This is a genomic window from Serratia sp. K-E0102, from assembly GCF_029962625.1.
Taxonomy (GTDB): domain Bacteria; phylum Pseudomonadota; class Gammaproteobacteria; order Enterobacterales; family Enterobacteriaceae; genus Serratia; species Serratia sarumanii.
In genome coordinates, this window is the sequence record NZ_CP124754.1 from 4283006 (window position 1) to 4301474 (window position 18469).

General features: G+C 61.2%; 15 protein-coding genes. 9 read left to right on the forward strand and 6 right to left on the reverse strand.

All coding sequences use genetic code 11. The features are described from left to right. Positions 1-38 precede the first annotated feature (38 nt). From fhuA to hrpB, 3 genes are all read right to left on the reverse strand, one after another. Positions 39-2237 carry a ferrichrome porin FhuA gene (fhuA, locus tag SSARUM2_RS20375; protein WP_060453161.1) on the reverse strand — a complete coding sequence of 733 codons (2199 nt, stop codon included), beginning with the start codon at positions 2235-2237 and terminating at the stop codon, positions 39-41. A 251-nt stretch (positions 2238-2488) separates the two neighbouring features. Beyond that, positions 2489-4981 (reverse strand): bifunctional glycosyl transferase/transpeptidase, encoded by a 2493-nt coding sequence (gene mrcB / locus SSARUM2_RS20380; protein WP_033654687.1) that lies wholly within the window; start codon positions 4979-4981, stop codon positions 2489-2491. A gap of 118 nt (positions 4982-5099) precedes the next feature. Continuing rightward, a complete protein-coding gene (hrpB, locus tag SSARUM2_RS20385) occupies positions 5100-7538 on the reverse strand; it encodes an ATP-dependent helicase HrpB (protein ID WP_185744077.1) in 2439 nt (812 codons plus the stop codon). Between the two features lie 189 nt (positions 7539-7727). Here hrpB and thpR point away from each other — a divergent pair, with 189 nt between their 5' ends. The 6 genes from thpR (at position 7728) to folK (ending at position 12706) form a co-directional block, all read left to right on the forward strand. After that, the gene (gene thpR / locus SSARUM2_RS20390; RefSeq protein WP_033649609.1) at positions 7728-8270 is read left to right on the forward strand and encodes an RNA 2',3'-cyclic phosphodiesterase; all 543 of its coding nucleotides are present in this window, start codon (positions 7728-7730) and stop codon (positions 8268-8270) included. Beyond that, entirely contained in the window at positions 8267-8974 is a 708-nt protein-coding gene (sfsA, locus tag SSARUM2_RS20395) for a DNA/RNA nuclease SfsA (protein ID WP_004937572.1), read from the forward strand. The genes thpR and sfsA overlap by 4 nt, the downstream gene beginning before the upstream one ends. A 183-nt stretch (positions 8975-9157) precedes the next feature. Continuing rightward, complete coding sequence (gene dksA / locus SSARUM2_RS20400) at positions 9158-9613, forward strand: RNA polymerase-binding protein DksA (protein ID WP_004937569.1); 456 nt, start codon at positions 9158-9160, stop codon at positions 9611-9613. Positions 9614-9685: 72 nt separating this feature from the next. Then, positions 9686-10597, forward strand: a complete 912-nt coding sequence (gene gluQRS / locus SSARUM2_RS20405) for a tRNA glutamyl-Q(34) synthetase GluQRS (RefSeq protein WP_060453163.1) — start codon at positions 9686-9688, stop codon at positions 10595-10597. A 292-nt stretch (positions 10598-10889) separates the two neighbouring features. Further along, positions 10890-12206 (forward strand): polynucleotide adenylyltransferase PcnB, encoded by a 1317-nt coding sequence (gene pcnB, locus SSARUM2_RS20410; RefSeq protein ID WP_033654684.1) that lies wholly within the window; start codon positions 10890-10892, stop codon positions 12204-12206. After that, positions 12206-12706 (forward strand): 2-amino-4-hydroxy-6-hydroxymethyldihydropteridine diphosphokinase, encoded by a 501-nt coding sequence (gene folK / locus SSARUM2_RS20415; protein WP_060436638.1) that lies wholly within the window; start codon positions 12206-12208, stop codon positions 12704-12706. The genes pcnB and folK overlap by 1 nt, the downstream gene beginning before the upstream one ends. A 5-nt stretch (positions 12707-12711) precedes the next feature. Here folK and qseC read toward each other — a convergent pair whose 3' ends face one another. After that, positions 12712-14070: a quorum sensing histidine kinase QseC gene (gene qseC, locus SSARUM2_RS20420; RefSeq protein WP_049212742.1), complete on the reverse strand. Its 1359-nt coding sequence runs from the start codon at positions 14068-14070 to the stop codon at positions 12712-12714. Beyond that, entirely contained in the window at positions 14067-14729 is a 663-nt protein-coding gene (qseB, locus tag SSARUM2_RS20425) for a quorum sensing response regulator transcription factor QseB (protein ID WP_004937550.1), read from the reverse strand. The genes qseC and qseB overlap by 4 nt, the downstream gene beginning before the upstream one ends. A gap of 166 nt (positions 14730-14895) precedes the next feature. On the opposite strand from qseB, the gene panB reads away from it, so the two are divergent. The 3 genes from panB (at position 14896) to panD (ending at position 17094) form a co-directional block, all read left to right on the forward strand. Further along, positions 14896-15690 (forward strand): 3-methyl-2-oxobutanoate hydroxymethyltransferase, encoded by a 795-nt coding sequence (panB, locus tag SSARUM2_RS20430; protein WP_004937548.1) that lies wholly within the window; start codon positions 14896-14898, stop codon positions 15688-15690. Between the two features lie 23 nt (positions 15691-15713). After that, positions 15714-16568, forward strand: coding sequence for a pantoate--beta-alanine ligase (panC, locus tag SSARUM2_RS20435; RefSeq protein WP_047570564.1), 855 nt, complete (start codon positions 15714-15716; stop codon positions 16566-16568). A 145-nt stretch (positions 16569-16713) separates the two neighbouring features. After that, on the forward strand, positions 16714-17094 hold the full coding sequence (gene panD / locus SSARUM2_RS20440; protein ID WP_004937544.1) for an aspartate 1-decarboxylase: 381 nt from the start codon (positions 16714-16716) through the stop codon (positions 17092-17094). Positions 17095-17128: 34 nt separating this feature from the next. On the opposite strand, the gene SSARUM2_RS20445 is transcribed toward panD, so the two are convergent. Continuing rightward, the gene (locus tag SSARUM2_RS20445) at positions 17129-18409 is read right to left on the reverse strand and encodes a polysaccharide deacetylase family protein (RefSeq protein ID WP_033635920.1); all 1281 of its coding nucleotides are present in this window, start codon (positions 18407-18409) and stop codon (positions 17129-17131) included. Between the last annotated feature and the right edge of the window lie 60 nt (positions 18410-18469).

Consider the following 18469-nt stretch of genomic DNA (forward strand, 5'->3'; position numbering starts at 1 on the left):
TTTGTCCGGGGCGACGCAGTGCCGCCCCGGCTATCCGGTTAGAAACGGAAGGTTGCGGTGGCGACCACCTGGCGTTCTGCGCCCCAGTAGCAGCCATAGGTAGCAAAGCAGCTGGAGACATATTCCTTATCAAACAGGTTGTTCACATTGATGCCAATCGAAGAGCCCGGCAAATTGAAACGCGCCAGATCATATTTTATCGCGGCATCAAACACCGTGTAATCCTTCACTTTAAACGTATTGGCCTCGTCACCATAGCTGGAGCCAACATAGCGAACGCCTGAACCCAAGGTCAAACCGCTAATCGCAGTTTCATGGAAGGTGTAATCCGCCCACAGAGAAGCCATGTGTTTAGGGATAGCGGAAGGTGTATTCCCCTGTAGCGAAGTATCTTTAGTATATTCAGCATCCGTGTAGGTGTAAGAGCCCAACAGATTGAGGTTAGCCGACAAGGCCGCTTTCGCCTCCAACTCAATCCCACGAGAACGGACCTCCCCACCCTGGACGCTAAAGAACGGATGTTCTAAGTCAGCCACTTTATTGTTGGTTTTAGTCAACTGGTAAAACGCCACACTGGCGGTGATCGGACGATCCTTAGGTGCGTATTTAACCCCAGCCTCATACTGCTTGCCTTTAGAGGCAGCAAATGTATTGCCTGAGAAATCAGTGCCTGAGGTTGGCTCAAACGATTCGCTGTAGCTGACATAAGGCGCGATGCCGTTTTCGAAAACATAGTTCAAGCCAGCACGGCCGGTAAACTGGTTATCCTGCTGCTTAGAGACGGAATTCTGGTTCAGGCGATTGGTGCTGTTGGTATCGCTCCAATCATAGCGCCCCCCCATCGTCAGAACCCAGTTGTTCCATTCAGCCTGATCTTGCACATACAGGCCGGTCTGCTCCTGACGGTTAACCTGACTGGCACCACCGGTAATGGTATAGCTCCGATTGCCGTACTGTGGAGCGATGACATTCAGATTGGATGCACTGCCATATTGATAAACAACATCATTGCGCATACGCATATAATCCACACCCATCAACAAGATATGGTCAACTTGCCCGGTCGCAAATTTAGCCTGTGCCTGTGTGTCGACCGCAAAGCTGGACATATGCTCTTTGGAATTCATCACGCCACGCTTCAGCTCAGCTGAATTATCTGGATCAATGCCTAGGCCGTAAATAGAACGGTAGTCCACATCCATTTTCGAATAACGCAGGTTTTGGCGCACGGTCCAAACATCATCAAAACTATGCTCAAAGGCATATCCGACCATTTGCTGCTTGCGGGAAATGTTGTTATAGCCAGGCTCACCATCGTTGAAACTGGTCGGTAACTTACCGTTGATACCATTTTGCACCGTACCTTCTTTCGGCAACCAGCCATAGAAGCCAACGCTAGGATCATCCTGGAAGCTGCTGAGGAAAGTCAAAGAAGTGCGATCATCAGGTCGCCAACTGAAGGAAGGAGCAATAGCATAACGTTTACTTTTCTCGCCAACCTGCTGCTGATCTTCATCGCGCGCCACCCCCGTCAGACGATATGAGTAAACCCCCGCATCATCCAAAGCGTCACTGAAGTCAAAACCGGTCTGGAACAGATTATCTGTCCCCATTTTGAATTGAACTTCGCGCAGCGTCTCTGTTGTCGGCCGCTTACTGACCAGCGCGACCACCCCACCAGGGTTGCTTTTGCCGTACAATACCGAAGACGGTCCGCGCAGTACTTCCGCTCGCTCAAGGAAGTAAGGGTCTATCTGATAAATCGAATAGTTATCGTCCTGCAGTTTCAGGCCATCCAGATACATATTGGTACCTACCGAGCTGAAACCACGGATGTTCACTGCATCATAGGCGGTGGAGGCACCGCGATTTCCAATCATCACACCCGGCGTATAGGCCAGTGCGCCCTTCACCGTATCCGGCTGGCGCATGTCCATCTCTTCACGCGTCACTACGGAAACGGACTGCGGGTTCTTCTCGATTGGCGTATCGGTTTTGGTGCCGGTGGCGCTGCGTTTGGCGACATAGGTGCCGACCGGCCCCCAGGCGCTTTCCTGCTGGGCGGTATTGCTGCCGCCCACAACGGTAATCGTGTCTTCCTTGGCGGCCGGCTTGGCGTCGGCGGAAAAAGCTGGCATCGCCAGCGTGCCCAACGCCGCAGCGACGGTGATCGCTAACGCGCTGACGGGGGTACGGCCCTGCTTGGCCGCGGATGACGAAAGACGCTTGGTCGGCATAGTTGATTTCTCTGATGAATTATTAAATGAAGAATGTAAACGATAATAATTATTATAAGCGTCGCATTTTATGCAGAAGCCAAATTAAACTGCAAGCCGAATTCATGGGGCAAATAGGTTAAGGATTAGGCGCTTAGCCATGCGGTTAGCAGGGAAATAAAACGAGCGAAAAAATAAAAAAGCCCGCAACCAAGGTTACGGGCTTAATAACAAAGAAAAAATTTTCACCGGGGCCGACGCCCCGGTAGCGATTACTGGCCGAACATATCCTTAATCCAGCCGGCGACGCCATCGCCATCTTTTTGCTCACCCGCCGCCGGTTGCTGCTGTTGCTGCACCGCCGCCTGGCTGGCCTGGCACAATCCCTGCGGATTGTCAGTCCAGACCGGGATGGTGCGCCAGCTGCCGCCGCCGCAGATAAAGTTGCCGGCAGAGTCGATGCTCATCTGGTTAATGCCTTCCGGCGGCTGCAGCATCAGCGGCAGCGGCGTCTGGTTTTCCAGATAACGACGATACAGGGTCAACGCGCCGTTGGCGCCGGTCAGCTTGGCCGGGCCGTTGTTGTCGCGCCCCACCCAGGCGATCGCCACTTCCTTGCCGTCGATGCCGGCGAACCAGCTGTCGCGCAGATCGTTGGTGGTACCGGTTTTCGCCGCCAGGTTGTAGTTCGGGAACTTCACCGACAGCGAGCGGGACGTCCCGCGCGCCACGCCTTGCTGCATCGCGTACAGCGTCAGGTAAGCGGCCTGCGCCGGCACCATGCGTTCGGCCTGTGGGAAGCTCTGGTACAGCACCGTGCCGTCTTCGGCGATCACCGAACGCACCGCCGACAGCGGCGCACGGTTACCGCCGCTGGCGATGGTCTGGTACTCCTGCGCGACTTCCATCGGCGTCAGGCCGATCGCCCCCAGCAGCATCGAAGGCACCGGGTTGATCTCCGCTTTCGGGATGCCCAGACGTTGCAGCGTGGCGCTGATCTGATCCAGCCCCACCGACAGGCCAAGGTTCACCGTCGGCACGTTCAGCGAGTTGGCCAACGCATCCACCAGCATCACCTGACCGCGGAATTTGCGATCATAGTTGTTCGGCTGCCAGACGGCGCCGTTCGGCTGTTTCAGCGACAGCGGCGCATCCGCCAGCCAGGTGTTGAGGCGGTATTTATCCGGTTCGGACAGCGCGGTCAGGTACGTCGGCGGCTTGGCCAGCGAGCCGACCAGGCGGCGCGCCTGCATGGCGCGGTTGAAACCGGCGAACTGCGGATTGGCGCCGCCGACCATGGCGCGCACTTCACCGCTGAAGCGATCGACGATCACCATCGCCGCTTCCAGATCCTGCACGTGACGCGCAGCGCGCAGCGCCGGGATGCCGTCTTCGACCGCTTTTTCCGCCGCGTCTTGCGACACCGGATCCAGCGTGGTGAAAATCTTCACGCCGGACAGATCATTCACCTTATCGCCCAGCCTGGTCTGCAGCTCCTGACGCACCATCTGCATAAAGGCCGGCTGTGGCGTAATGACGCCGCCTTTCGGCTGCACGCCCAGCGGACGCGCGCTCAGCATGTCATACAGCTCGCCGTCGATCACGCCCTGGTTCTGCAGCAGCTTGAGCACCAGATTGCGGCGTTCCAGCGCCAGTTTCGGGTTACGCCACGGGTTATACAGCGACGCGCCCTTGACCATGCCGACCAGCAGCGCCTGCTGATCGAGGCTCAGCTCGTCCACCGGCCGGCCGAAGTAGTACAGGCTGGCCAACGGGAAACCGCGGATCTGGTCGCTGCCGCTCTGGCCGAGGTACACCTCGTTCAGATACAGCTCCAAAATGCGGTCCTTGCTGTAACGGTAATCGACCAGCAGCGCCATATAGGCTTCGTTGGCCTTACGCCACAGCGAGCGTTCGTTGGTCAGGAACAGGTTCTTCACCAGCTGCTGCGTCAGGGTACTGCCGCCCTGCACCGCACGGCCGGCGGTCAGGTTGGCCAGCACCGCACGGCCGATGGAGTACGGGCTGATGCCGTCATGCTCATAGAAGTGGCGGTCTTCCGTGGCGATCAGCGTATCCACCAACAGATCCGGGAAACCGGCGCGCGGCACGAACAGACGCTGTTCACCGTTTGGCGACTGCAGCATGGTGATCAGGCGCGGATCGAGGCGGAAGAAACCGAAGCTGCGGCCGCTGTCCAGGTTTTCGATCTTAGCCAGACGGTTGTTCTGGAAATCGAGACGGGCGCGGATCTGCCCTTCTTTACCATCCGGGAAATCGAACGGGCGGCGCAGCATCTCGATGCTGTTAGCCTGCACGGTAAACTCGCCCGGACGCGTCATGCGGCTGACCTGGCGATACTGCATGCCTTCCAGCAGGTTGACCATTTCCTTCTTGCTGTACGGCATGCCCGGTTCCAGGTTGACCATGCGGCCGTACACTGCCGCCGGCAGCTGCCAGACTTTGCCGTCGATGCGGCTGCGGATCTGGGAATCCAGATAGACGCCGTAGATCGCCAACAGGACGGCGATCACCAGGATCAGTTTGATAATCAGGCCGAGCCAGCGGCGTTTTTTACGCGGCGGAGTCGCTTTTACCTTACGCGGCATGCGTTCCTCCTCCTCTTCATACTCATCATCGTCATACTCGTCTTCTTCGTAATCGTCATAATCGTCGTCTCGGCGACGGCGCGGCGGCTTGCGCGACGCGGTGTTTTTTGGTTGTTTTCCTTTGCGCCCGATGGGCTCGCGGTCATCCCCAGCCATGGCTGTTGTTCTCCGAGCTTGCCGACACTGCCGGCCATGATTAGTCGCTTAATCTGTGCCTACGCCGCAGCGCTGACCAGAAGAAACATCTGAATTCCAAACCTTGAATGATCGCGGCCTACTGATATTTCTTCGTTCGGCGCGTCGGTACCGCCGTGGCCGGATCGTCCGGCCAAACGTGTTTCGGGTAGCGGCCCTTCATCTCTTTTTGCACCTCGCGGTAGGCGCCTTGCCAGAAGGCCGCCAGATCGCCGGTGATTTGCAACGGCCGGTGCGCCGGTGAGAGTAACTCAAGCACCACCGGGATGCGACCCTCCGCCAACATCGGGCTGCGCTGCTCGCCGAACACCTCCTGCAAACGCACCGCCAACGCCGGCGGTTTGCCGGCCTCATAACGGATCGGCAGGCGGCTGCCGGTCGGCACAGTGTAATGAGTGGGTAGCGCATTATCCAGCCGCTGCTTTTGCTGCCAGTCCAGCAGGCGGGACAGCGCCTCGGCGATGTTGACCTGCTTCAAGCCGCGCAGATCGCGCACGCCGTTCAGCGACGGCAACAGCCACTGCTCCAGCGCCGCCAGCAGCGGCTCTTCATCCATCGCCGGCCATTCCGCCTCCGGCAACCAGGCTTGCGCGCACTGCAGGCGCACCCGCAATTGTTCGGCGGCGCCCTCCCAGTTGAGCACCGCCAGCCCCTGTGCGCGCACCCAATCGAGCAGCGCCTGCTGCAGCTCTTCGTCCGCCGGTTTGGCCAGCGGCTGGGCGCGCAGCGTCAGACGGCCGATCTGCTGGCGCTTCCAGGCGCGCAGCGTGCCCTTCTCGTCATCCCACTCCACCGCCGTGCGCTGCGTGACGATCGCCGGCAGCTGCGCCGCCAGCGCGTCGATGTCCACCGGCAGCGCCAACAGGATGCGCGCATCGGGGCTGTTGTGGCCCTGCAACAGGCTGGGGACGATGAGCCAGGGCGCGCGCGACAGCGCCTCATCCTGATTCATCGCCGCCCCCATGCCGTTGGCCAGCAGGTAGCGGCCGTCCTGGCCTCGCCGCTGGGCGATGCGATCGGTAAACGCCGGCGCCAACAGGCGCGGCGCCAGATCGACGTCGACTTGCCCCGCACGTTGCGGCAGGCGTTTGGCCAACTGCGCGGCACGCTGCCGCCAGTTCGGTTGCGGGCGGCTCAGCCAGTAGCCGATATCCATCTGCCCGCCGCGCGGCGGTTCTTCCAGCAATGCCGCCAGCAACGCCGCCGTCGCCAGGCCGTCGGCACTCAGCGCCGCGCCGGCGGTCAGCATCGCCGCCAGCCGCGGCTCGCATCCCAGCGCGGCCATCTGGCGCCCCGGTGCGGTAAGTTTGCCACCGTCATCCGTGGCCCCCAGCCGGTGCAACAGCGCCCTGGCCGCTGCCAATGCGGCGGCAGGAGGCGCATCCAGCCAGGTCAGCTGCGCCGGGTCGTGGCAACCCCACTGCAGCAACTCGAGCCAAAAGCCGGTGAGATCGCTCTGTAAAATGTCCGGTTCGGCGTGTTCCGCCGCGCGCTCCGCCTGTTCTTTGGCGAACAGATGCCAGCAAATGCCCGGCTCCAGACGCCCGGCGCGCCCGGCGCGCTGCACCATCGAGGCCTGACTGATGCGCTGCGTCGCCAGCCGCGTCAAACCGTTGCGCACGTCGTAACGCGCCACGCGTTCCAGGCCGATGTCCACCACCAGCCGAATGCCCTCGATCGTCAGGCTGGTTTCAGCGATGTTGGTTGCCAGCACCACCTTGCGGCGGCCAACCGCCGCCGGCTGAATCGCTTTTTGCTGCTGCGCCAGAGGCAGCGCGCCATACAGCGGGCAAAGATCGGTATCGCTCGCCACCTCGCCGGTCAATCGCTCCAGCACCCGATTGATCTCCGCCACGCCCGGCAGGAACAGCAGCAAAGACCCCAGCTGTTCGGCCAGCAGGCGCTTCACCGCCGCCGCTACACCATCCTCCAGCCGCTGATGGCTGGCCAACGGCTGATATAAACGTTCAACCGGGAAGCTGCGCCCCTCGGACACCACCACCGGCGCTGCCGGCAGCAGCTGCGACAGGCGCGCGTTGTCCAGGGTGGCCGACATGATCAGCAGTTTCAGATCGTCGCGCAGCCCTTGCTGCACGTCGAGCAGCAGCGCCAGCGCCAGATCGGCCTGCAGGCTGCGTTCGTGGAACTCATCGAGGATCACCAGCGACACGCCCTGCAGCTCGGCGTCCTGCTGCAGCATGCGGGTGAGAATGCCTTCCGTCACCACTTCCAGCCGGGTTTGCGGCCCGCTTTTACTTTCGGCGCGCATGCGGTAGCCCACGGTCTGGCCGGGCTCCTCCCCCAGTTGCTGCGCCAGGCGATAAGCGACGTTTTTCGCCGCCAGCCGCCGCGGCTCCAGCATGATAATGCGCCCCGGCAACCCGGCCTTAGCCAGGATCTGCAGCGGCAACCAGGTGGATTTACCGGCGCCGGTCGGGGCGTGCAACAGTACCTGAGGAGCGGACTGCAACGCAGCCAGCAACTCATCAAGCACCGCGCTGACGGGCAATGAAGACACTGAACTCTCCGTGGTGGTTAACGTTAAACGGCGTACAGTGTAGCATTAGCTTTGCCCCCGTAGCCTTTCAAACTGCGGCATCGTTAGCTATAGTACGGAGCTCGTCCAGGCGTCCCGCTTCGCGCGAGGCCGCTGCAAGCCGCATTCAAATCTGTTCCTGACGGATTTGTCATTATTTACCGAGCCCCCATGTCCAATTCGCGCCGCCTGTTTTTCGCCCTGTCCTTGCCTGATGCCCTGCAACAGCAGGTGATCCGCTGGCGCGCCGAGGCGTTTGCGCCGGAGGCCGGCCGGCCGGTGGCGGCGGCTAATTTGCACCTGACGCTGGCGTTTCTCGGCGAAGTCACCGCGCAGAAAGAGCTGGCGCTGCGCAAACTGGCCGGCCGCATCGTGCAACCCGGCTTCAGCATGCGGCTCGACGATCTCGGCCATTGGCCGCGCCCCGGCGTGGTCTGGCTCGGCACCCGCCGCGCGCCGCGCGGGCTATTGCAGCTGGCCGAACTGCTGCGTTCGCAGGCCGCCCGCAGCGGCTGCCATCAAAGCGCGTTGCCGTTCCATCCGCACATCACGCTGCTGCGCGCCGCCACCCAGCCGGTGGCGATCCCGCCGGCGACGCCGGGCTGGGCGTTCAGCGCCGACGCCTTTTCCTTGTATGAGTCGGTGTTCGAAAACGGGCGCACCCGTTACCAACACCTCGAACAGTGGCCGCTGGCCACGCAGGCATCCGCATGATTTTCTCTCCACCGCTGCGTTCCGCCACGCTGATAAAACGTTACAAACGCTTTCTGGCGGACGTGATCACCCCGGAAGGGGAAACCTTTACGCTGCACTGCGCCAATACCGGCGCCATGACCGGCTGCGCCACGCCCGGCGACACCGTTTGGTACTCCACCTCGGATAACCCCAAGCGCAAATACGCCCACAGCTGGGAACTGACCCATACCCAACAGGGGCACTGGATCTGCGTCAACACCCTGCGTGCCAACGCGCTGGTGCGCGAGGCGATCGAACACAATTTAATCAATGAATTATCCGGTTACAGTAAAATCAGCGGCGAAGTGAAATACGGCGGTGAAAACAGCCGTATCGATTTGTTATTACAGGCAGAAAATCGGGTTAACTGCTATATTGAAGTTAAGTCAGTCACATTACTGCAACAACAACGTGGTTACTTTCCTGATGCGGTAACGCTCAGAGGGCAAAAGCACCTGCGTGAGTTGCTCAGCGTGGTTGAAAGCGGGCAACGGGCGGTGTTGTTCTTTGCCGTGTTACACAGCGGTATTGAGCAGGTCGCACCGGCACATCATATAGATGAGCGCTATGCGGCGCTGTTGGCACAGGTCCGGCAGTTGGGAGTGGAAGTGGTTTGCTACGGGGCAAAGTTATCACCTGACGGTATTTATCTCTGCGATAAGCTGCCGTTTTTTATCGATTAGCGCGGTCGGGTCCCTATAAATAGACAACCGGCCAGCACGATCGCCAAATACGCCCTCCTTCACACGATTGTCAAGCGGGCGACAGGAATAATTGCCAACCTACCTTCCTTCTGTTATTTATAGCGGCCTGTTTTTCCCCCGCATTGGGGATTCGATAGTGCGTGTGTATGTAGGAGAAGCAACATGCAAGAAGGGCAAAACCGTAAAACCTCGTCCTTGAGCATTCTCGCCATCGCTGGGGTGGAGCCGTACCAAGAGAAGCCGGGCGAAGAGTACATGAACGACGCCCAGTTGTCGCATTTCAAGCGCATTCTTGAAGCGTGGCGCAACCAGCTCAGGGACGAAGTGGACCGTACTGTATCGCATATGCAAGAAGAGGCAGCCAACTTCCCTGATCCGGCCGACCGTGCTACTCAGGAAGAAGAGTTCAGCCTTGAACTGCGTAACCGTGACCGTGAACGCAAACTGATCAAAAAGATCGAGAAAACGCTGAAGAAAGTGGAAGACGATGATTTCGGCTACTGCGAATCTTGCGGCGTGGAGATCGGCATTCGTCGCCTCGAAGCGCGTCCGACCGCCGATCTGTGCATCGACTGCAAGACGCTGGCTGAGATCCGCGAAAAGCAGATGGCCGGCTAATACCGTTGTTACCGCTGCGGCGTGCGCACCCGCGTGCGCCGCACAGAGAAAAGGGAACCACTCCCCTCTGATATGCAAGAAAGTCATTATGTGGGGCGCTTTGCCCCATCGCCTTCCGGGGATCTGCATTTCGGTTCGCTGATTGCCGCTCTGGGAAGCTACCTTCAGGCTCGCGCCCAACGCGGGCAGTGGCTGGTTCGCATCGAAGATATCGACCCGCCGCGCGAAGTCCCCGGCGCCGCCGCTCGCATCCTGTCCGCGCTGGAACATTATGGTCTCCACTGGGACGGCCAGGTCATCTATCAATCCCAACGTCACGACGCCTATCGCGCCGCGCTGGATCTGTTGCAGCGTCAGGGGCTCAGCTATTACTGCACCTGCACCCGCAGCCGCATCCAACACATCGGCGGATTGTACGACGGCCACTGCCGCGATTTGCAGCTCGGCCCGCAGGGCGCCGCCATCCGCTTGCGCCAGACCGCGCCCGTTTACGGGTTCCACGATCGCCTGCAGGGAGAGTTGCACGCCGATCCGGCGCTGGCGAGGGAAGACTTTATCATTCGCCGCCGCGACGGGCTGTTCGCCTACAACCTGGCGGTGGTGATCGACGACCATTTTCAGGGCGTGACCGAGATTGTGCGCGGCGCCGACCTGATCGAACCGACGGTGCGTCAAATTGCCCTCTACCGCCAGCTGCAGGCGCCGGTGCCCGCCTATGTGCATCTGCCGCTGGCGCTGGGCGCCAACGGCATCAAGCTGTCGAAGCAAAACCATGCGCCGGCGTTGCCCGCCGGCGATCCGCGCCCGGTGCTGATCGCCGCGCTGAAATTTCTGCGCCAACCGCTGCCGGAAAGCTGGCAAGATCTTGACCTGCCATTATTATTGAGCTGGGCGGTCGCACATTGGCGGTTGGAAAACGTGCCGCGTCAGGAGGCTATCCCTCTGGATGAAAACACGCCGGCATTCTCAAAGGAGCCATGGTGAGCTATGATTAGCCGCTATTTTTTGTTAGCTCCATTTTTATCAGTCACTATCGAGGTGTACCATTTTTACCCGAGTAGCCAACTTCTGTCGTAAGGTACTGACCCGCGATGACAAGCTGCCCCGCGACGACGCGGCGGCCGGCGATAAAAACGTAGTCCGCGAAGAGCGTGCCGCGGCGCCAAGCCGCCCTGCGCCGCAGCCGCGCGCCGCCGATAACGGCAGCAACGCCCCTGCCCGCCGCTCAACGCCGCGCAAGCGTCCGCCTTTTCCTATCGCCGAGAGCAACGACTCGATGACCGTGATCCCGCGCGAACAGCACTCGATTTCCCGCAAAGACATCAGCGAAAATGCGCTGAAAGTGCTTTACCGCCTGAACAAGTCCGGCTACGAAGCCTATCTGGTCGGCGGCGGCGTGCGCGATCTGTTGCTCGGCAAAAAGCCGAAAGACTTCGACATCACCACCAACGCCACGCCGGAGCAAGTGCGCAAGCTGTTCCGCAACTGCCGCCTGGTCGGCCGGCGCTTCCGCTTGGCGCACGTGATGTTCGGGCCGGAAATCATCGAAGTGGCCACCTTCCGCGGCCACCACGAACAGAACCCGGAATCCGACAAGAACTCGTCTCAGCAGGCGCAAAACGGCATGCTGCTGCGCGACAACATCTTCGGTTCGATCGAGGAAGACGCCCAGCGCCGTGACTTCACCATCAACAGCCTGTACTACGGCGTGGCGGATTTCACCCTGCGCGATTACGTCGGCGGCCTGAACGATCTGAAACAGGGCGTGATTCGCCTGATCGGCGATCCGGAAACCCGCTACCGCGAAGATCCGGTGCGCATGCTGCGCGCGGTGCGCTTCGCCGCCAAACTGGATATGCGCATCAGCGAAGAGACCGCCGAGCCGATCCCGCGCCTGGCCTCGCTGCTGCATGAGATCCCGCCGGCGCGCCTGTTCGAAGAATCCCTCAAGCTGCTGCAGGCCGGTTACGGTTTCCAGACCTACCTGAAGCTGTGCGAATACCAGCTGTTCCAACCGCTGTTCCCGCTGATCGCCCGCAACTTCACGCCAAACCACGATACGCCGATGGAGCGCATTCTGGTGCAGGTGTTGAAGAACACCGATCACCGCCTGCAGAACGACATGCGCGTCAACCCGGCGTTCCTGTTTGCCGCCATGCTGTGGTACCCGCTGCTGGAGCACGCGCAGAAGCTGGCGCAGGAAAGCGGCCTGGCCTACTACGACGCCTTCGCGCTGGCGATGAACGACGTACTCGACGAGCAGTGCCGCTCGCTGGCCATCCCGAAACGCATTACCACGCTGGTACGCGATATCTGGCAGCTGCAGCTGCGCCTGTCCCGCCGCCAGGGCAAACGCGCGCACAAGCTGATGGAACACCCGAAATTCCGCGCCGCCTATGATCTGCTGGCGCTGCGTGCGGAAGTGGAAGACAATCAGGAAATGCTGCGTCTGGCCGAGTGGTGGGGCGAGTTCCAGGACGCCACGCCGGCGCGGCAGAAAGCCATGCTGAGCACCCTGGGGGACGATCCGGCGCCGCGCCGCGCGCGTCAACGCCGCCCTCGCCGCCGGACACCGCGTAAAGAAGGGGCATAATGATCCGCGTTTATATCGCGCTGGGCAGCAACCTGGCGCAGCCGCTGCAACAGGTTAAAGCCGCACTGGAGGCGCTGGAGCATCTCCCGCGCACCCGGCTGGTCACCTGTTCTTCGTTTTACCGCACCAAGCCGCTGGGGCCGCAAAACCAGCCGGACTTTCTCAACGCGGTGGTGGCGCTGGATACCCTGTTGCCGCCCGAACAGCTGCTCGACCATACCCAAGCGATAGAACGCAATCAGGGGCGCGTGCGCAAGGATGAACGCTGGGGGCCGCGCACGCTCGATCTGGACATCATGCTGTACGGCGACAAGGTGATCCATACCGAGCGCCTGACGGTGCCGCATTACGGTCTGAAAGAGCGCGAATTCATGCTCTACCCGCTGGCGGAAATCGCTCCCGATCTGATTTTCCCCGATGGCGAGCCGCTCGCCAGCTGCCTCAAGCGCGTGCCGGAAAACGGCATGGCGCTGTGGCATCAGCCAAAACTCAAGTCCTGACCCGCCTACAACGTCAGCCGCGCAACGAACCCGCCCGGCGGGCGATTGGCAAAGCCGATCTGTAAACCATGCAATCCGGCGATACGCTGCACGATCGAGAGGCCCAGCCCGCTGCCGGTTTGCTCCTGCCCCGGCGGGCGATAGAAACGTTCTCCGAGCCGCGCCAGATGTTCCGTGGTGATCCCCGGACCGTCGTCCTCCACCGTCAGCGAGCGTTCGCTCAGCGTCACGGTGACGACGCCGCCCTGCGGGGTATAGCGCACCGCGTTGTCCAGCAAGTTGCGCAATAGCAGCGACAGCAGCAAGGTTTCCCCCTGACGCGGCGGCGGCGTTCCCTGATGTTCATAGCGCAGCGTCACGCCCGCCGCATGGGCCTGCCGATCCTGCTCCGCCAGGGTCATCGTCACCAGTTCGTTCCAGTCGATCGGCGCCAGTTCGGCCAGATCCGACAGCGAATCCAGCCGCGACAGCGTCAGCAGCTGATCCACCAGCCGGGTGGCGCGATCGATGCCGACCGTAAGATTGTCCAGCGCGTGCTCGCGCATCGGCGCATCGTCCCCCGCCAGTTGAACCACTTCGGTCTGCACCCGCAGCGCCGCCAGCGGGCTGCGTAACTCGTGCGCGGCATCGGAGGTGAAACGCCGCTCCCGCACCAGCAACGCGTTGATGCGAGCGAACAGCGCATTGAGAGCATCCACCAGCGGACGCACCTCGGTCGGCACCTGGCGCGCGTCCAACGGCGTCGCGTCATCGGGCGCGCGCCGGCGCAAACCGGCCGCCACCGCGCGCAGCGGCCGCAGCTCGCGCCCGACCATCAGCGCGATCAGCAGCATCAGCACCGGCAGCGTCGCCAGCCAGGGCACCAGCTGGCCGGTCACCATGCCCAGCGCCATATCGCGCCGGTAATCCCACTCCTGGCCGACCACGATGCGATAGCGCCCATCCGGGCTGGTCAGCCACAGCAGGCGCCAGCTGTCGTCATCGCCTTTGCGCTCGCCGTCGGTAAAACCTTCACGCTCCCCGTCAAACAGGAAATCGGCGCCGTTCTCGCCGTCGTTGAGCAGCATCTTGCCTTGGCGATCGAAGATGGCGAACGCCAGCGCGTCGTCGTCCTGATCGCCACGCTTGCCGTGATGCACCAGCTTCTTGGTTTTCGGCAGGCTGCGCGCGCTTTCATCGGCCAGCAGATCGCCGAGGCTGGCGGTCGCCAGCCGCTTGGCGAACAGCATCTGCTGGGTGTCGAACACTTCATTGATGGTGTTGCGCGACATCACCCAGGCCACCACGCTGGCGGTGCACCAGGTCATCAGCGCCAATAGACTGAAGATCAGGATCAGACGCAGCCGCAGGCTGAGACGCTTCACGGCGCATCCCCCAGCGTGTAACCCACGCCGTGAATGGTGCGGATGAAGCCGTTGCCCAGCTTGCGCCGCAGGTGGTGAATATGCACCTCCACCGCGTTGCTGCTCACCTCGTCGTCCCAGTTGTACAGCTTCTCCTGAATCAACGGCCGCGCCAGCACCCGCCCCTTGTTGTGCAGAAACAGCTCCAGCACCGCCAACTCGCGCGGCGTCAGCGTCACCGGCTCGCCGTTGCAGCTCACGCTGCGGGTGGCACTGTCAAACACCACATTGCCGTGCGTCAGCTGCGGCATCAGTTGGCCGTGGCGACGGCGGATCAGCGCCTGCAGACGCGCCGCCACTTCGGCCAGCGCGAACGGCTTGCACAGATAATCGTCGGCGCCGCTTTGCAGCCCGCTGACCCGCTGCTCCAACGCATCGCGGGCGGTGAGGATCAGCACCGGCACGTCCTGCCCGGCCTGGCGCCACTGGCGCAGCAGATCCAGGCCATCGAGGCCCGGCAGGCTGAGGTCGAGGATCACCGCGTCGTACGGCGCGCTGTCCAGCGCATTTTTGCCGACGGCGCCGTCGGTGAACCAGTCCAGATTGAAGCCGAGTTTGGTCAGCCCGGCCTTGATGCCGTCCCCGATCAGTTTGTCATCTTCGATCAGCAGAATTCGCATGAGTATCCCTTTTCAGTCATTGCGCCATTGCACCACAAGGTTCTTAAGAACCGCTTAAGCATGGCGATCCGCGCTACCCACCCCGATCGGGTTACAGTAGAATGGCTGCACTTTTTTGCAGCCTGGGCCTGCGCAAGCCGCACGGCCCGTTTCAGGAGACGTTGTGATGAAACCCACCACCGTGACCCACTTGCGCCAGTGGAAACAGGAGCAACGCAAGTTTGCTACCCTTACCGCCTACGATGCCAGCTTTGCCAAACTGTTTGAAGAGCAAGGCATCAAAGTCCTGTTGGTGGGCGATTCGCTGGGCATGACGCTGCAGGGCCACGACTCCACGCTGCCGGTCACCGTCGCCGACGTAGCCTATCACACGCGCGCCGTGCGCCGCGGCGCGCCGGCCTGCCTGCTGCTGGCCGATCTGCCGTTCATGAGTTACGCCACCCCGGAACAGACCTTCGCCAACGCCGCCGAGCTGATGCGCGCCGGCGCCAACATGGTGAAACTGGAAGGCGGCAGCTGGCTGTGCGACACGGTGAAAATGCTTGCCGAGCGCGCGGTGCCGGTGTGCGGCCACCTGGGCCTGACGCCGCAGTCGGTCAACGTGTTCGGCGGCTATAAGGTGCAAGGGCGCGACGAACTGGCCGCCAAACAGCTGCTGCAGGACGCGCAGAATCTGGAGCTGGCCGGCATTCAGCTGCTGGTGCTGGAATGTGTGCCGACCGAGCTGGCGCGCCAGATCACCGAAGCGCTGTCCATTCCGGTCATCGGCATCGGCGCCGGCAACGGCACCGACGGCCAGATCCTGGTGATGCACGACGCCTTCGGCATCACCGGCGGCCATACGCCGAAGTTCGCCAAGAACTTCCTGGCGCAGAGCGGCGATATCCGCACAGCGGTGCAGCACTACATTCAGGAAGTGGAGCAAGGCCTCTACCCGGCGGCTGAACACTCTTTTAACTAAGCGATGGTTCCAGGAGTCACCCAATGATTATTATCGAAACCCTGCCGATGCTGCGTCAGCAGATCCGCCGCTGGCGCCAGGAAGGCAAACGCATCGCGCTGGTGCCGACCATGGGCAACCTGCACGACGGCCATATGACGCTGGTCGATGAAGCGCGCGCCCGCGCCGACGTGGTGGTGGTGAGCATCTTCGTCAACCCGATGCAGTTCGATCGGCCGGACGATCTGGCGCGCTACCCGCGCACGCTGCAGGAAGACAGCGAGAAGCTGACCCGCCGCGGCGTCGATCTGGTGTTCGCGCCAGCCCCGGCTGCAGTCTATCCGCAGGGGCTGGAGCAGCAGACTTACGTCGACGTGCCGGGCATCTCCAGCATCCTGGAAGGCGCAAGCCGGCCGGGCCACTTCCGCGGCGTTTCCACCATCGTCAGCAAGCTGTTTAACCTGGTGCAACCTGACTTGGCCTGCTTCGGCGAGAAAGATTACCAACAGCTGGCGCTGATCCGCAAAATGGTGGCGGACATGGGTTACGACATCGACATCGTCGGCGTGCCGACCGTGCGCGCCAAAGACGGCCTGGCCCTCAGCTCGCGCAACGGCTACCTGACCGCCGAAGAGCGCAAGGTCGCGCCGCAGCTGAGCAAGATCATGAACGCGCTGGCGCAGCAGTTGGCCAATGGCGAGCGTCATATCGAAACGCTGCTGGAGCAGACCGCCGAGCAGCTGCGCGCCGCCGGCTTTACGCCGGATGAACTGTTTATTCGCGACGCCGACAGCCTGCAGCCGCTGACGGTGGACAGCCAACGGGCGGTGGTGCTGATGGCCGCCTGGCTGGGCAAGGCGCGTCTTATCGACAACCAGCAGGTCGACCTGACGCTGTAAGCCGTTTTTTATACTGTCGTCACCCTTGGCCACCGACCATTGGTAGACAATGGCGGAGCAATCGGTGACGATAGAGATTGCAGGGATGCAGGAGAGATGTTCAACCCCAGCGCCTGTGAAGGCCGATATTCAGTTAGGTAAAGCTATGATACGTACTATGCTGCAAGGCAAGCTGCATCGCGTCAAAGTCACTCAGGCTGACTTGCACTATGAAGGGTCCTGCGCCATCGACCAGGATTTCCTGGAGGCCGCCGGCATTCTGGAATATGAAGCGATCGATATTTACAACGTGGATAACGGCCAGCGCTTCTCCACCTACGCCATCGCCGCCGAGCGCGGTTCGCGCATCATTTCGGTTAACGGTGCCGCCGCGCGCTGCGCCTGCGTGGGCGACAAACTGATCATCTGCTCCTATGTGCAAATGACCGACGCCGACGCCCGCCAACACCACCCGAAAGTCGCCTATTTCGAAGGTGACAACAACCTGCAGCGCAAGGCGAAAGCCGTGCCGGTTCAGGTCGCCTGACACTAAAACGGGCGCCTTGCGCGCCCGTTCTTCCTTACTGCACCACCACCGTGCCCGGCTTGTTGGCTATCCGATCCGCCATGGTCTGGATCGAGTCGGTGCGCAGAATATACAGCCGCTTCAGCGTATAGGGGTTATCCCCCGGCTTCACCTTGCCCTGCACCGTGGTCACCGCCAGATGGAAACCGGCGTCCTGCGCCGCCTGGATCGCCCGCTGGTTATAGCCGCCGAACGGGTAGGACAGATACAGCACGTGCGGATTGAACTGCGACAGCGCGCGGCGCGAGCGCTCAAAATCGAACTCGATATTGTGCAGCGAACGGCTCAGCAAAATCGGCTGGCGATTGCCGTCGGTGCGGTGCAGGAAGTGAGTGTGCGACTGCACGTCGAACACGTCCTGAATCTGCTTCAGCTCCGAGACGCTCATAAACTGCAGCGAGTCCGGGTTCCATTTCTGCGGGTGGCGTTTGATGCGCGAAGAGATGATGAACGCCGTGGCGCGGAAACCGTAATCCTTCAGCACCGGGTAAGCGTAGCGATAAACCGATTTCAGCCCGTCGTCGAAGGTCAGCACGATCGCCTTGCCCGGCAGGTTGATCTGGTTCTTCAGGTAGGCTTCCAGCTGATACAGCGAAATGGTGTCGTAGCCCGCCTGCTTCAGGTAGGTCATCTGGTTGCTGAACGCCACGTCTGAGGTGGTGGTCGAGGTGTGGCGGAAGCGCTTGTTCTCTTCGTTTTTCAGCAGGTGATGATAGGTCAGCACCGGTATGCCGCTATCGATCTCGCAGTCCAGCTCATTGACAAACCCCAGCCGCTCGCCGATGTTGACCTCGTACCAGGTGTTGTTCAGGCGATCCTTCAGCTTGCCGATGATCGGATAGCGCAGGTTGCCTTCCAGCGTGCCCAAGACCTCGCTGTCCTTGTCCGCCGCGGTATAAACGTCGATCGTTTTTTGGGTGATCAGATTCTGGTTGGTCAGCGGTTTATTCAGCTCGCCCAGATCGTCTTGTACCTTGCGCGACTTCTTCAGTTCGCGCACGTCATCTTTATCGATAAAGCCGGTGCCGTGCCCGAATTTGAATTCGTAGTATTCCGCATCCGCCGGGAACACCTGGATCAGCTGCCCGCGCTTCACTTCTCCTACCGGGATCACATGCTCGCCCACCAACGCATAGACTTCGCTATCGCGCTGCGCTTCCATGTATTCAGATTTAACCGCGCCGTCTTCCGACAGCAGATTCGCCAGGCTCACAGGGGAAACCAACGACATCAGAATGCCGAGGAAACCAGCCGCTAACGTGTATTGAGGCCGCATGATGATGTTCTACTTACGAGTGCGTAATGACTAAAGTGAAGGAAATGTGGAGCGCCAGCA

What these genes read in the sequence shown, in the direction of transcription:
- fhuA (WP_060453161.1), bottom strand. Translation starts at nt 2,237, where the DNA reads ATGCCGACCAAGCGTCTTTCGTCATCCGCGGCCAAGCAGGGCCGTACC.
- mrcB (WP_033654687.1), bottom strand. Translation starts at nt 4,981, where the DNA reads ATGGCTGGGGATGACCGCGAGCCCATCGGGCGCAAAGGAAAACAACCA.
- thpR (WP_033649609.1), top strand. Translation starts at nt 7,728, where the DNA reads ATGTCCAATTCGCGCCGCCTGTTTTTCGCCCTGTCCTTGCCTGATGCC.
- sfsA (WP_004937572.1), top strand. Translation starts at nt 8,267, where the DNA reads ATGATTTTCTCTCCACCGCTGCGTTCCGCCACGCTGATAAAACGTTAC.
- dksA (WP_004937569.1), top strand. Translation starts at nt 9,158, where the DNA reads ATGCAAGAAGGGCAAAACCGTAAAACCTCGTCCTTGAGCATTCTCGCC.
- gluQRS (WP_060453163.1), top strand. Translation starts at nt 9,686, where the DNA reads ATGCAAGAAAGTCATTATGTGGGGCGCTTTGCCCCATCGCCTTCCGGG.
- pcnB (WP_033654684.1), top strand. Translation starts at nt 10,890, where the DNA reads ATGACCGTGATCCCGCGCGAACAGCACTCGATTTCCCGCAAAGACATC.
- folK (WP_060436638.1), top strand. Translation starts at nt 12,206, where the DNA reads ATGATCCGCGTTTATATCGCGCTGGGCAGCAACCTGGCGCAGCCGCTG.
- qseB (WP_004937550.1), bottom strand. Translation starts at nt 14,729, where the DNA reads ATGCGAATTCTGCTGATCGAAGATGACAAACTGATCGGGGACGGCATC.
- panB (WP_004937548.1), top strand. Translation starts at nt 14,896, where the DNA reads ATGAAACCCACCACCGTGACCCACTTGCGCCAGTGGAAACAGGAGCAA.
- panC (WP_047570564.1), top strand. Translation starts at nt 15,714, where the DNA reads ATGATTATTATCGAAACCCTGCCGATGCTGCGTCAGCAGATCCGCCGC.
- panD (WP_004937544.1), top strand. Translation starts at nt 16,714, where the DNA reads ATGATACGTACTATGCTGCAAGGCAAGCTGCATCGCGTCAAAGTCACT.
- SSARUM2_RS20445 (WP_033635920.1), bottom strand. Translation starts at nt 18,409, where the DNA reads ATGCGGCCTCAATACACGTTAGCGGCTGGTTTCCTCGGCATTCTGATG.